Source organism: Pseudomonas sp. GM78, from assembly GCF_000282475.1.
GTDB lineage: Bacteria > Pseudomonadota > Gammaproteobacteria > Pseudomonadales > Pseudomonadaceae > Aquipseudomonas.
In genome coordinates this window covers 1-13,300 of record NZ_AKJF01000053.1, presented here as the reverse complement: position 1 = coordinate 13,300, position 13,300 = coordinate 1, and the positions used below count along the sequence as shown (strand labels likewise).

16 protein-coding genes are annotated in these 13,300 nt (G+C 60.8%); 4 read left to right on the top strand and 12 right to left on the bottom strand.

Annotated features, from left to right (window positions below; translation table 11 throughout):
- Nucleotides 1-140: 140 nt before the first annotated feature.
- On the bottom strand, nucleotides 141-338 hold the full coding sequence (locus PMI35_RS26720) for a hypothetical protein (protein WP_008055873.1): 198 nt from the start codon (nucleotides 336-338) through the stop codon (nucleotides 141-143).
- Between the two features lie 217 nt (nucleotides 339-555).
- Here PMI35_RS26720 and PMI35_RS26725 point away from each other — a divergent pair, with 217 nt between their 5' ends.
- A complete protein-coding gene (locus PMI35_RS26725; protein ID WP_008055872.1) occupies nucleotides 556-918 on the top strand; it encodes an NUDIX hydrolase in 363 nt (120 codons plus the stop codon).
- Between the two features lie 10 nt (nucleotides 919-928).
- Here the strand turns inward: PMI35_RS26725 and PMI35_RS26730 are convergent, their stop codons facing one another.
- The 8 genes from PMI35_RS26730 to PMI35_RS26765 form a co-directional block, all read right to left on the bottom strand.
- Entirely contained in the window at nucleotides 929-1,702 is a 774-nt protein-coding gene (locus PMI35_RS26730) for a 1,6-dihydroxycyclohexa-2,4-diene-1-carboxylate dehydrogenase (RefSeq protein ID WP_008055871.1), read from the bottom strand.
- Between the two features lie 12 nt (nucleotides 1,703-1,714).
- Entirely contained in the window at nucleotides 1,715-2,728 is a 1,014-nt protein-coding gene (gene benC / locus PMI35_RS26735) for a benzoate 1,2-dioxygenase electron transfer component BenC (protein ID WP_008055870.1), read from the bottom strand.
- 10 nt (nucleotides 2,729-2,738) lie between these two features.
- Nucleotides 2,739-3,227, bottom strand: a complete 489-nt coding sequence (gene benB, locus PMI35_RS26740) for a benzoate 1,2-dioxygenase small subunit (RefSeq protein WP_008055869.1) — start codon at nucleotides 3,225-3,227, stop codon at nucleotides 2,739-2,741.
- Entirely contained in the window at nucleotides 3,224-4,588 is a 1,365-nt protein-coding gene (benA, locus tag PMI35_RS26745; protein WP_008055868.1) for a benzoate 1,2-dioxygenase large subunit, read from the bottom strand. The genes benB and benA overlap by 4 nt, the downstream gene beginning before the upstream one ends.
- A gap of 246 nt (nucleotides 4,589-4,834) precedes the next feature.
- Nucleotides 4,835-5,794, bottom strand: a complete 960-nt coding sequence (locus tag PMI35_RS26750; RefSeq protein WP_008055867.1) for an AraC family transcriptional regulator — start codon at nucleotides 5,792-5,794, stop codon at nucleotides 4,835-4,837.
- Between the two features lie 218 nt (nucleotides 5,795-6,012).
- On the bottom strand, nucleotides 6,013-6,942 hold the full coding sequence (gene catA / locus PMI35_RS26755; RefSeq protein WP_008055866.1) for a catechol 1,2-dioxygenase: 930 nt from the start codon (nucleotides 6,940-6,942) through the stop codon (nucleotides 6,013-6,015).
- Between the two features lie 54 nt (nucleotides 6,943-6,996).
- Nucleotides 6,997-7,287 carry a muconolactone Delta-isomerase gene (catC, locus tag PMI35_RS26760; RefSeq protein ID WP_008029082.1) on the bottom strand — a complete coding sequence of 97 codons (291 nt, stop codon included), beginning with the start codon at nucleotides 7,285-7,287 and terminating at the stop codon, nucleotides 6,997-6,999.
- Between the two features lie 10 nt (nucleotides 7,288-7,297).
- Entirely contained in the window at nucleotides 7,298-8,443 is a 1,146-nt protein-coding gene (locus PMI35_RS26765) for a muconate cycloisomerase family protein (protein ID WP_162135898.1), read from the bottom strand.
- A gap of 127 nt (nucleotides 8,444-8,570) precedes the next feature.
- On the opposite strand from PMI35_RS26765, the gene PMI35_RS26770 reads away from it, so the two are divergent.
- The gene (locus PMI35_RS26770) at nucleotides 8,571-9,467 is read left to right on the top strand and encodes a LysR family transcriptional regulator (RefSeq protein WP_008055863.1); all 897 of its coding nucleotides are present in this window, start codon (nucleotides 8,571-8,573) and stop codon (nucleotides 9,465-9,467) included.
- 86 nt (nucleotides 9,468-9,553) lie between these two features.
- On the opposite strand, the gene PMI35_RS26775 is transcribed toward PMI35_RS26770, so the two are convergent.
- The 3 genes from PMI35_RS26775 to PMI35_RS26785 form a co-directional block, all read right to left on the bottom strand.
- Nucleotides 9,554-9,793, bottom strand: coding sequence for a DUF1652 domain-containing protein (locus tag PMI35_RS26775; protein WP_008055862.1), 240 nt, complete (start codon nucleotides 9,791-9,793; stop codon nucleotides 9,554-9,556).
- Between the two features lie 109 nt (nucleotides 9,794-9,902).
- Nucleotides 9,903-10,802 (bottom strand): polysaccharide deacetylase family protein, encoded by a 900-nt coding sequence (locus PMI35_RS26780; RefSeq protein WP_008055861.1) that lies wholly within the window; start codon nucleotides 10,800-10,802, stop codon nucleotides 9,903-9,905.
- A 95-nt stretch (nucleotides 10,803-10,897) separates the two neighbouring features.
- Nucleotides 10,898-11,845, bottom strand: coding sequence for an ABC transporter substrate-binding protein (locus PMI35_RS26785; RefSeq protein WP_008055860.1), 948 nt, complete (start codon nucleotides 11,843-11,845; stop codon nucleotides 10,898-10,900).
- Nucleotides 11,846-12,044: 199 nt separating this feature from the next.
- On the opposite strand from PMI35_RS26785, the gene PMI35_RS26790 reads away from it, so the two are divergent.
- The gene (locus tag PMI35_RS26790; RefSeq protein ID WP_008055859.1) at nucleotides 12,045-12,728 is read left to right on the top strand and encodes an SOS response-associated peptidase; all 684 of its coding nucleotides are present in this window, start codon (nucleotides 12,045-12,047) and stop codon (nucleotides 12,726-12,728) included.
- A 180-nt stretch (nucleotides 12,729-12,908) separates the two neighbouring features.
- Entirely contained in the window at nucleotides 12,909-13,178 is a 270-nt protein-coding gene (locus PMI35_RS35705; RefSeq protein ID WP_008055858.1) for a hypothetical protein, read from the top strand.
- Nucleotides 13,179-13,300 lie beyond the last annotated feature (122 nt).

The following is a 13,300-nucleotide window of genomic DNA, read 5'->3' as shown; positions in this document are numbered from 1 at the left end:
TTACCGCAGGAATGGATATGTACTCAGTCAACAAAATCCCCATTGGCCGTCAGGACGCCTTCGCCGGCAAGCCGGGCTCCTACAGTAAGAGCGAAACCATAGGCCGTCGTTACCGCACCCAATCCTGCTGAACGGGGCCCTCACGTGGCTTGCTGATTACGAGACTTACCTTGACGAGCCTTGTAACCAGGCAGCGCAGCCGCAAAAGCCAACGCCTCCTCGCGACTGGCAAATGAGCCAAGCCGGTCACCTTGGGTGCAGACCCGCCACGGGCCGTTGTTCACACTGAGTACGTCATAACCGTTCATGTGCATCTTGTTCAACATCGGAACGCTCATAGTCACCTCCATCTTGGCAGTGATCACAGGGTTGACTTGCCTACCTTACACCCCCCTGCCGTGAAGAGGCCGACCGGACGTCGAGTCGGGCTGGCGCAGCGGGATTGCACTTTTAGACACCTGTGCGGTTCAAAATGTCCAGGAAACCTGCATTGGGTTGCGGCCCGAATATTGCATTTTTGTTACAGTCTTGTGACAACCTGGATTGAAAGTACCCATGAAAGTACGCGCAACCGTCATCTGCGAGCACGACCGGCACATTCTCCTGGTGCGCAAGCCCAAGAGTCGCTGGATGTTGCCCGGCGGCAAGGTGGAACGCGGCGAGACCGCGCAGGATGCCGCCCTGCGCGAGTTGCAGGAGGAAACCGGGCTGGGCGCCGACGACATGCTGTACCTGATGGAGCTGGAAACAGGGAGCACCCGACACCATGTCTACGAAGCATCGTTGCCGGACCCCGATCAGGCGCGGCCGCAAAACGAGATTTTCGATTGCCTCTGGTACCCGCTGGACGCGGTGTGCAACCTGAACCCCAGCGACGCGACGCTGCGAATCCTCAGAGCGTTTCAGCGTCGCTTGTAGTCAGCGCATTTCAGCCCTGGTCGCCACCGCCTACCGGCATGACCATGCCAGTGATGTAGGATGCCTCATCGCTGGCCAGGAACAGGATGGCGCCGGCCTGCTCATCCAGCGTGCCGTAGCGTTTCATCAAGCTGCTGTCGAGGGTCTGATCGACGATCTGCTGATACCAGACCTTCTCTTGCTCGCTCTGCTCGGCACTGTTGCGCGGAATGACCCGTGGCGGCGCTTCGGTGCCGCCAGGTGCGGTGGCGTTGACCCGAACACCGCGGCCGGCTGTTTCGAATGCCAGGCAGGCGGTCAGCGCATTCACTCCGCCCTTCGCCGCGCCGTAGGGCACACGGTTGACGCTGCGGGTGGCGATCGACGAAACGTTGACGATCGCGCCACTGCCCTGCGCCAACATGAACGGCAATGCCGCATGGCAGCACCACAAGGTCGGAAACAGCGAACGACGAACCTCGGCCTCGATCTGCGACGCCTCGTAATGCTCGAACGGCTTGGTCCAGATGGTCCCGCCGACGTTATTGACCAGCACATCGAGTCGACCGAAACGCTCGACGGCGGCTTGCATGACCCGGTTGCATTCCTCGTACTGCTCGAGGTCGGCGGTCAAGGCCAGGACCTGGCTATGCGGGGCCAATTGTTGCTGCACTTCGAACACCAGTTCAGAGCGATCGATCAGGATCAGCTTCGCCCCTTCCGTCGCCATGCGCTCGGCTACGCGCCGACCGATGCCCTGGGCCGCGCCGGTGATCAGCGCGATTTTTTCGTGAAATCTGTTCATGGAGAGAAAACCTCACGCCGCGCTGGCAGCAAATTTTTCGTAGTAGAAATTCGCGGGCTTGATGCCTTGCTCGCCGATGTACTTGCTGACCGCCTCGACCATCGGCGGTGGGCCGCACAGGTAGACGTCGACGTCGCCATCGTTCAGATGCTTGGGTGCGATGTGCTGGGTCACGTAGCCCTTGAGCGGGTGCTGGCTGTCGGGGCTGGCCACGCAGGCGCTGTAGGTGAAGTTGGGGATGCGTGCGGCAAAGGCTTCCAGGCGGTCGAGTTCCACCAGGTCGAAATCGTTGGTCACACCGTAGATCAGGTGCAGCGGGTGTTCACTGCCCTGCTCGGCGATCTTCTCCAGCATCGCGGTGAACGGCGCCAGCCCGGTGCCGCCCGCCAGCAGTAACAATGGCCGACGGATATCGCGCAGATAGAAACTGCCCAGGGGACCTGCCAGGCTCATGCTGTCGCCAGCCTTGGCCATGCCGGTGAGGAAGCTGCTCATCAGGCCGCCAGGCACGTTGCGGATCAGGAAGCTGACTTCACCGTCGCGCTGCAGCGAGCTGAAGGAATAGGCGCGGGTCTGTTCGCTGCCGGGAATGCCCAGGTTCACATACTGGCCTGGGAGAAACGCCAGTTTGCTCAAGGACTCGCCCTTGATCGACAGGGCGATGGTGCTGTCGGACAACTGGCGCACCGCGCTGATGGTGGCGTCGTAGCTGGCCTGGCGGGTGCGGCAAACTTCCGAAGATGTTGGCACTCGCACCACGCAATCGCTCTTGGCGCGCATCTGGCAGGTCAGGACAAAGCCCTGCGCGGCCTCTTCAGGGCTGAGGGCGTCTTCGATGTACTCCTCGCCCAGATCGTAGCTGCCCGCTTCGGCGAAACACTTGCAGGTGCCGCAGGCGCCGTCACGGCAGTCCAGCGGAATATTGATGCCCTGGCGGTACGCGGCATCGGCCACGGTCTCGCCGGCATTGGCGTCGATGAACCGGGTGACGCCGTCTTCGAAATTGAACGCAATGGAATGGGTCATGACGGCTGCCTCACAAGTGGTAAACATCGATGACCTGGCGAACGTAGTCGTTCTTCAGGATCACTTTCTTGGCCTTGATCAACGGGTTTTCACCGCGCACATCGAGGGTGTAGAAACTGCTGCCGAAATAGCTGTCGACGGTCTTGTAGCGAAAGCTCAGGGTGTGCCAGTTGAAGCGCACCTTGCAGATTCCGTCGGCTTGCTCGAGCAGCTCGATGTTGCTGATGTTATGGGAGGTGCGGGTGTCCGGCACGCTGGCGCTGGAGCGCTCGGTCTTGATGCGGAAGATGCGGTCTTCAAGGCCGGTGCGGTTGCCGTACCAGATCAGCGAGATTTCCCGCTGCGGGTCCTCGGTCAGCTCATCGTTATCGTCCCAGGACGGCATCCAGTACGTCGCGTCGGGGGCGTACAGTTCCAGCCACTCATCCCACTGACGGTCGTCGAGGTAGCGCGCTTCGCGGTAGAGGAAATCGCGCACGGTTTCATAGGAAATGGTCATTGCACGTCCTCCACGGCGATCAGTTTCGACTGCTCGGCCGCCAGGGCCTTGAGCATGGTCTGCTGCCAGTACTTGTGTTGCAGCACGAACAGGCCTTCGTCTTCGGTGCGCACGCCGCTGAGCAGCGGATGCAGGTCGATTTCCTTGGCCGCCTCGTCGGCGCCTTCAATCCAGTGCTCGGCGCCACGGGACATGTCGTTCCAGGTGGTGACGCTGCCCTGGTAGCTGGTCTGGCAGGAGCGGAACTCTTCCAGATCGTCCGGCGTGGCCATGCCGCTGACGTTGAAGAAGTCTTCGTACTGACGAATCCGGCTCGATCGCGCGTGGTCGCTTTCGCCTTTGGGGGCGATGCAATAGATGGTGATTTCCGTGCGGTTGACCGAGATCGGCCGGGCGATACGGATCTGCGAACTGAACTGGTCCATCAGGTACACGTTGGGGTACAGGCACAGGTTGCGCGAGTTCTCGATCATCCAGTCGGCGCGGGCCTTGCCGAAGTCCTGGGCGAGTTCGTCGCGACGTTCGTACAGCGGACGGTCCTCGGGGTTGGCCCAGCGGGTCCAGAGCAGCATGTGGCCCTTGTCGAAGGAATAGAAACCACCGCCCTGCTTGGCCCAGCTGCCGGCGCTCATGGTCGGGTTCTCGTCACCGGCTTCGCGCTGTTTGCGCTGGTTCTGGGTGGCGGCGTAGTTCCAGTGCACGGAGCTGACGTGGTAACCGTCGGCGCCGTTTTCGGCGGTGAGTTTCCAGTTGCCTTCGTAGATGTAGCTGGAAGAACCGCGCAGCACTTCCAGGCCATCGGTGGACTGGTCGACGATCATGTCGATGATCTTCGCCGATTCGCCCAGGTGCTCGACCAGCGGCACTACATCGGCCTTGAGGCTGCCGAACAGGAAACCGCGATAGGACTCGAAGCGCGCCACTTTGGTCAGGTCGTGGGAGCCTTCGCAGTTGAAGCTCGACGGGTAGCCGGCGTTGGCCGGGTCCTTGACCTTGAGCAGCTTGCCGGAGTTGTTGAAGGTCCAGCCGTGGAACGGGCAGGTGTAGGAGCTTTTGTTGCCGGACTTGTGCCGGCACAGGGTCGCGCCGCGATGACTGCAGGCGTTGATGAAAGCGTTGAGCACACCGTCCTTGTTGCGCGCGATGAAGATCGACTGGCGCCCCATGGTGGTGGTGTAGAAATCGTTGATGTTGGGGATCTGGCTTTCGTGCGCCAGATACAGCCAGTTGCCTTCGAAGATGTGTTCCATCTCGAGATCGAACAGGCGCGGATCGGTAAACATCTCGCGCTTGCAGCGATAGATGCCCTGCTCTGGATCGTCTTCAAGCAGGGACTCAAGGTATTCAGGTCGCAGGGTCATGGCCGCCGCCTCCATTGTTATTGTTCAGGCAAGGCTCATGCTAGGACGGGGCAATGGGGCGGACTATCCGCGGGGTGCAGAGGTTTATCCGTTTTGTGCAGGGAGATGGTGCTGTGTCAGCGACACCAATGTTGACCGTACCGCCCTATTCGCGAGCAGGCTCGCTCCCACAGGGGCAACGCGATCCAGTGTGGGAGCGAGCCTGCTCGCGATGGCGTCAGAGGAGGCAACATCAATGTGCCGGTTTCAGTGGCGGCGCTTGAGGGTATCCGATGGTAACTCGCCGAACTGCTTGCGATAGCTGTCGGAGAACCGTCCCAGGTGCAGGAAGCCGTAGTCCATCGCGATCTCCGTGACGTTGCGCACGTTGCAGGTCGGGTCGCTGAGGCAGGCGTTGACGCGTTCCAGGCGTTTCTGGCGGATGTAGTTTTTTGGCGTGGTGCTCGCGTTGCGTTCGAACAGGCCATATAACGAGCGCAGGCTCATGCTGGCATGGCGCGCCAGCTCTTCGCTGTCGATGTCCTGCTTGAGATTCCTGGCGATGTAATCGGCAATCGCTTCGAACGTGGCGGCCTGTGAGCCGAGTTCGAGGCGGCTGACATTGGTTTTCATCAGGCTGAGCATCTTGCTCACGATGATCTGCGCGTAATGTTCCTGCACCCGGGGAATCTGCTCGGTGGCTTCGGCCTCCTGGCAGATCATCGCCAGCAGGTTGACGAAGCCTTCCAGCTCATTGAGCTGGTAGCGGTTCTCGAGAAACCGCACGCCTTGTCCCGGATAGCGCCAGCGCTGCTCGTTGCAGACGGACTCGAACAGGGACGTGGGAACCTTGAGGATGAATTTTTCGCAATCGTCGGAGTAGGTCAAGTCGACCGGATCGTCGGGATTGATCAGCAGCAATTCGCCGGGGGCAAAGTAGTGTTCCTGGCCATGGCCGCGCCACAGGCAATTGCCCTGCAGCAGCACTTGCAGGTGATAGATGGTTTCCAACGCGCCCGAGGTGACGCGAACGCTTCCGCCGTAGCTGATACGGCACAGGTCCAGGCTGGCGAATTTGCGATGATTGAGGCTGGCCAGGGGGTGCCCGGCGCGAGGCATCAGGATGCAATGATTACCGACATGCTGATTGACGTAGCCCGACACCGCGTAGGGGTCGGCATGGTCGAATACGGTGCTGCGCTGACTCAACAGTTGCGCTTGCATCATCGGGTCACTCTCGTTGTTGTTATAGGGTGCATCAGGTCATTCTAAGGCAGTACTTGCTGCGGTGTATCAGTGGACTGACCTGTGGGTCATTTCACAATGTAACCTGTAGGAGCGAGCCTGCTCGCGATGGACTTGAGGACTCCGCGGGGTGTCAGGTACCCAGCGTCATCGTTGACGTCCATCGCGAGCAGGCTCGCTCCTACAGTGAATCAGGACAATCAGTCCTCCAGTGCACGAACCCGCTCGTGGCGCTGCTGTTCTTCAGGCTGGGCGGACGACTGCAGGGTGAAGTCGAACTCGATTTCCGCAAAGCGACCGCTGACACCGTACTGCGCTGCACGCGCCTGGTCATCGCTGAAGGTGATCTTGGCGATCAGCTCGTCGCGGGTGGCGTAGGCGAAATCGTCGTGCAGGTACTTCTCGCCATCCAGGTTGATCTGGGTGGTCAGGTGACGATGGTCCGGTGCGGAGATGAAGAAGTGCACGTGCGCCGGACGCTGGCCGTGACGGCCCAGTTGATCGAGCAGTTGCTGGGTCGGACCGTCGGGTGGGCAGCCGTAGCCCGACGGCACGATGCTGCGGAAACGGTAGCGGCCTTCGGCGTCGGTGACGATGCGGCGACGCAGGTTGAATTCCGACTGGGAAGCATCGAAGTACGAGTAGGTGCCGCCCGTGTTGGCGTGCCACACGTCCACGATGGCGCCCGCCAGGGGTTCGCCAGCAGTGTTGAACACACGGCCTTGCATGAACAGGGTCACACCAGGGTCGACGCCATCATCCAGGCGCGCTTCGCCTTGGGACAGCGGTGCACCGGCCACGTACAGCGGGCCTTCGATGGTGCGCGGGGTGCCACCGGATTTACCGGCCTGCTCGTCTTCGGCGTCCATCAGCAGGTCGAGGTAGTGCTCCAGGCCCAGACCGGCCACCACCAGCCCGGCTTCCTGGCGTGCACCCAGCACGTTCAGGTAGTTGACCGCTTTCCAGAACTCTTCCGGGGTGACGGCGAGGTCTTCGATGATGTTCACCGAATCACGCAGGATGCGGTAGATCAGGGCTTTGGTGCGCGCATCACCGGCATCGTTATGCAGGCCGCTGGCTTCTTCGAGAAATTTCTGGACTTCGGCAGTGTGGGAAATCTTGACGTTCATTTTACAGGTTCCTCATCTTGTAATTATTGGCTTGGCGAACTGAACAGGCTGGGTTCAGCGGTCATCCTCGCGAATCGACGAAGGATGCCGGCACATCGCGGTGACTTCGATCGCCATGTACGGATACAGCGGCAATTGCATGAGCAAATCGTGCAGTTCCTGGACGCTGTCGACATCGAACACGCTGTAGTTGGCGTAGAGCCCGGCGATGCGCCACAGGTGACGCCACTTGCCCTGGTCCTGCAGGCGCTGGGCCAGGGCTTTTTCGTCGGCCTTGAGCTGCGCGGCGCGTTCAGGGTTCATGTCGACCGGCAAATTCACGGTCATCTTTACGTGGAACAGCATAATGCTCTCCTCAGGCTTGATGAATGGTGGATGTCTTGTCGCGACGGAAAAACGCCAGGCGTTCTTCGTCCAGGCTCAGGCCCAGACCCGGGGTCTTGGGCACGTGCAGCTCGAAATCGCGATAAACCAGCGGCTCGCTGAGAATGTCTTCGGTCAGCAGCAGCGGGCCGAACAGCTCGGTGTCCCACGCCAGTTTGTTCAGGGTGACAAAGGCATGGGCCGAAGCCATGGTGCCGATTCCGCCTTCGAGCATGGTGCCGCCGTACAGGGCGATACCGGCCGCTTCGGCGATGGAGGCGGTGCGCAACACGGCGCGCGGACCACCATTCTTGGCGATCTTCAGGGCAAACACCGTGGCTGCGCCTTCGCGCGCCAGGTTGAATGCATCTTCCACGCACTCGATGGACTCGTCAGCCATGATCGGTGCCGGGCTCATGGCATTCAGGCGGGTCATGCCTGCGCGGTTGTTGCGCGAGATCGGCTGTTCGATCAGGTCGATGCCGTTGGTGCCGAGGATGCGGCAGGCGCGCAAGGCGACGGCTTCGTCCCAGGCCTGGTTGACGTCGACCCGCACGCTTGCGCGATCGCCGAGGGCTTTCTTGATCGCAATCACGTGGGCCAGGTCGCGATTGACCTCGCCGGCACCGATCTTCAGCTTGAAGATGCGGTGGCGGCGCAGGTCGAGCATTTTTTCCGCTTCGGCGATGTCCTTTTCGGTATCGCCGCTGGCCAGGGTCCAGGCCACGGGCAGCGAGTCACGTACGCGCCCGCCGAGCAATTCGCTGACCGGCAGGCCAAGACGCTTGCCCTGTGCATCCAGCAGTGCGGTTTCGATGCCGGACTTGGCGAAGGTATTGCCACGGATACTGCGCTCCAGGCGCAACATCGCGGCGTTGACATTGCCGCTGTCCTGGCCGATCAACAACGGTGCGAAATGCTTGTCGATGTTGGTCTTGATGCTGTCAGGGCTCTCGTTGCCATAGGCCAGGCCACCGATGGTCGTGGCTTCGCCGATGCCTTCGATGCCATCGGCGCAGCGCACGCGAATGACCACCAGGGTCTGGTTCTGCATGGTGTGCATCGCCAGCTTGTGCGGGCGGATGGTCGGCAGATCGACGATGATCGTCTCGATCGATTCAATGGCTGTAGCAAGCATTTCGATACCCGTCAGGTTCTTGAAGTTCTGGGCCTGATTCTCATACGGCTTTTTCCGGGCGGCCAATATAGAATTGGTCTGGCTTGATACCCTGAAGGTATGCAAGCGCTCGGCACTCGGAGGCTCCATGGAACTGCGTCACCTGCGTTACTTTCAGGTGTTGGCTCAAACCCTCAATTTCACCCGTGCCGCCGAACGGCTGCACATCGCCCAGCCGCCCTTGAGCCGGCAAATCCAGCAACTGGAAGATGAACTGGGGGTGATGCTGCTCGAGCGTGGCCGACCGTTGAAGCTGACCGACGCCGGGCGTTTTTTCCATGAGCACTCCACCGCCCTGCTCGACCAGTTGCACAAGGTCTGCGACAACACGCGGCGCATTGGCCTCGGGGAAAAGACCTGGCTGGGCATCGGCTTTGCGCCCTCGACGCTCTACGGCGTGTTGCCGCAACTGATCCGCCGCTTGCGCAGCGGCGAACCGCTGGAACTGGAACTCGGGCTGTCGGAGATGACCACGCTGCAGCAGGTACAGGCGCTCAAGGCCGGGCGCATCGACGTCGGCTTCGGCCGCATCCGCATCGACGACCCGGCCATCGTCCAGACTGTGCTCACCGAAGACCGCCTGGTGGCCGCCCTGCCCGCCGGTCACCCGCTGCTGGCCGGCCCCGTCAGCCTGCGCGACCTCGCGAAGGAACCCTTCGTGCTGTACCCCGGTAACCCGCGCCCCAGCTATGCCGACCACGTGATCGCGCTGTTCGAATCCTATGGGGTGAGCATCCATATCGCGCAATGGACCAACGAGCTGCAGACGGCGATCGGGTTGGTGGGTGCCGGGATAGGGATCACGCTGGTGCCGGCCTCGGTGCAACTGCTGCACCGCGACGACATCGGTTTCACCCCGCTGCTGGAAGATAACGCCACCTCACCGATCATTCTCAGTCGGCGGGTGGGCGACGTGTCGCCGGGGTTGAACCATTGTTTGCGGATGATCGACGAGCTGCTGCCACAGGCGATCACGTCCTCGTAGGAGCTGCCGCAGGCTGCGATCTTTTGATTTTTAAGAGCAAGATCAAAAGATCGCAGCCTGCGGCAGCTCCTACAGAGGTGCGATGTTCAACCAGCGAATGCCCGGCGCCCGGCTTTCATCTCGGCGCGCAATTCACCGATAAAGTCGGAGATGGCACGCACGCTGGTGAGCTCCTCGATCGATACACCGGCAATCATCAACTTGACTTGCCCGCTGGCGGGCTCATAGACCTCGATCCGCAGCAGCCCGCCGCTCTCGGTACATTCGCAGGCCAGGGGCTCAAAACCGGACTCGACAATGTTGCAAAGGACTGAAACGGGAACCATGACCGATGCCTCCGTGGCAGTTGAACGAATGGATCCGAAGAGAATAGACGCCATTTGCCGATTCTGCGCCAGTCAATACTGTTAACTGCCTCGCATTTGCAGCCTTTGTTCAATGGCTATTGTCTTTCCAGATCCAGTTCCAGATCCCCGGCAACTGCGCCGGCTGTGAACTGTCGCGCAGCGTACGCGCCATGGCGGCCCGTTGCAGCGCGGCAGTATCGTCATAAAACGCCAATGGCGCGGTCCTGACACCCGTCGCCCGGGCGCTGTCGAGAAGGATCTGCAGGTATTCGCGAGTGTGCCGCGCGGTGTAGCGATTGAGGTCATGGAACGTCACCACCACCGGAATCACCCCGTCCACCACTGGCAGCTCGCCCCGGGCAATGCGTTCGCGCACTTCGGACATCGATCGCAGCATATGGGCGCGGCGCCGGGGGCTGGCGTTGAAGCCCCAGATCTTGCCGTCGTTGGCGCTCAGGTCGGTCAGCAGCACATGCAGGCCATGCTGCTGGTAAGCGGCGAAGGTGCGTTTGTCGTAGCTCCAGAATGGCGGGCGCAGCAGGGTCGGCGGTGCACCGGTGATCGCGGCGATGTCGGCACAACCGTCGGTGAGCGCCTGTTCCAGTTCCTGCGCGCCCAGCGAGCGATGATTGGTGTGCGAAGGCGTGGCCGTGTGAAAGGCCAGAATGTGCCCGGCATCGCGCTCGCGGTGCATGACCGCTAGCCCGATTTCACTGGCGCCGGCCCGCGGGGCCCGGGTCTGCACGAAAAACACCGCCTTGATGCCGGGTTGCACAGGATTGATTGCCAGGCTGTCGAGCACGGTCTCGGTCGGGTTCCAGAAACTCGAGGCGCTGGGGCCATCGTCGAAGGTCAGCAAAAAGCGGATCGGTGGTTGCGTGCGCAACGCCTGTTCGGTTTGCGAGGTCATTTCAATGGGTGCGGCGATACAGCCCAGCAGACCGACTGCCATGGCGAACACCGATAGAATCTTGAACAGCTGTTTCATGTTTTGCCTTGCACCAGACCATGACCCGCGCAGCCGCGGGCCGAGGTTGGATAAGGTACACAGTGTTTGGTTCCGCCGCTCGCCAAGGCGGGGGTTCAGTTCGCCAGTGCCTGCTGGAACGAATGATCGATGATCGGTGCGGTCGCAAGCTCGGCCGGTAGTGCCTTGACCTTGAACAGGAAGTCGGCGGTGTGCTGCAGATCCCCGGCAGCCTGGGCGTCCACCGGGCCGACGGTCAGGTGGGCCTGGCGCAACCAGTGGCGGGATACGTTCTGGTCGAGATTGGCCTTCTTCGCCCACAGGTCAGCGTATTCGTCAGTGTGGTTATCGACCCAGGCCCGGGCCTTTTTCAGACGCCCGAGGAAGTCGGCAATGGCTTCGCGCTTGCTGTCGATCGAAGGGGTAGACGCGGCGATGGCACTCAGGCCGGGCATCAGGTTCTTCGCGGTGAGGATGGGCCGCGCGCCGGAGAACAGGATCTGCTGGGAAATGTACGGTTCCCAGACCGGGAAGGCGTCGATACTACCCTGGGGCAACGCAGCGGCCGCATCGATCGGCATCAGCTTGATGAAGTCGACATAGTCCTGCGGCAGGTTGGCCTGTTCCAGGGCGCGCAAGGTCAGTTGCTGGCTCCAGGCACCCGGCCAGTAGGCGACTTTCTTGCCCTTGAGATCAGCGATGGTTTTCACCGGCGAGTCCTTGGGCACCAGCAACGCAATGGTGTCCGGGTTCTGCCGCGATACCCCGATCAGCTTCACCGGCGCCTGTTTGGCGGCCAGGAACAGAAACCCCGAATCGCCCAGAAAGCCCAGGTCCAATGCACCGGTACTCAAGGCTTCGGCCAGCGGCGCGGCAGCCTGGAAGTGTTTCCAGTCGACGGTATAGGGCGCGCCTTTCAACACGCCGGACGCTTCGACCGAGGCACGAATGTTGTAGTAGTTCTGATCACCGACATGCAGGACAACAGGTTCGCTGGCGTAGGCCAGTGGTGCGGCAAACAGGGCGCTGGTCAACAGACCGCGCAGCAATCGGGGCAGGTTCATCCAGAGGTTCCTTGAGGTTCATTTCTTTAGACCATAAAGGCCTTAATAAAAAACTTTAAATACCCTTTGCGCATAAGCTCATGACCCGTTGCGCTCAGTGTTTGCGCAGCAACAGCGACTCGACAGAGTGCGTTCTGCCGGACACCCGCCCCTGGGTTCAAACCTCTATGCTGAACACTCCAAACGGAGGGTTCGATCGATGTGCGGACGCTTGTCGCAATACCGGGGCATTCACGATTTCGTGGCGGTGCTAAGCATTCCCGACGCCTTGATCAACCACGTCGGCGATCAGCCACTGGCCCGCTACAACGCCGCACCCACCACCCAGCTTGCGCTGTTGCACCTGGAGAGCGATGGCCTGCACGCCGACCCGCAGCGCTGGGGCTGGCGACCGCACTGGGCGAAGGATCGCGCGGCGCCGATCAATGCGCGCGTCGAGAAAGTCGCCCACGGCCCGTTCTTTCGAGCGATCTGGCCCCATCGCGCCATCTGCCCGGTGGACAACTGGTTCGAATGGGTCGATGCCGGGGATGGCACGCGACAACCCTGGCTGATTCGCCGACGTGACCAGGGGCCGGTCTTCTGCGCGGCGATCGGGCAATTCCCGGTGGGCGGTGCAGCCCCCAGGGACGATGACGGCTTTGTCATCATCACCGCCGATAGCGCGGGCGGCATGCTGGACGTGCATGATCGCCGACCGGTGGTGTTCAACGCAGAACTGGCACGCGAATGGCTGGACCCGGCGACACCCAGGGAGCGTGCCGAACAGATGGTGCTGCTACAGGGGGAAGACAGTGATGCTTTTGAGTGGTACCGGGTCGATAAAGCCGTGGGCAATGTCAGGAATCAGGGGGCCGGGTTGATTGACGCTTTGAAGGCATGAACACCCGTAAAACATGGCACTTTGATGCTCCCACCGCTTGTCAGACAACGTCATGCACTTACATACAATTGTCAGTGCCGAGGCTAGGATTCGCGCCGTATTTTCCAGTGGTATACCCAGTTGACCAAAGAGTCAGCAACTAAGGAAATTCCATACAACAAGCCTTGCAGAGAACTCCAATTGCGCGACGATTTTACAAGTAATCAAGTCGCGAGTCTGGCGTGCATTTATCTTACAAAGACAGAGCACTACCAACTCGACCATTTCATCGGGCAGTACATACAAACGCGTAACCTGCTTTCAATTCCCGATATCAAACAGGTGCTGGGTTCAATCCTCGAACGCTACCCGGGTAAAGCCCCGGTCATGGTCAATGAGTTGAATGCGTGGATCGACAGGAACCTGGGTTATCGGGCCACTCATCCCGACTTTTCGCAGTTGCTGGAATAAGCACGAAGCCCCGCTCGATGCGTAATGCTGTTCACTTAAGCATGGGGTTGTAATAGGGATCGGGGGCATATCCATTGCTGCGGTAACGGCCACTTATGGTTTCGCCCTTACGGCGAGTCCCT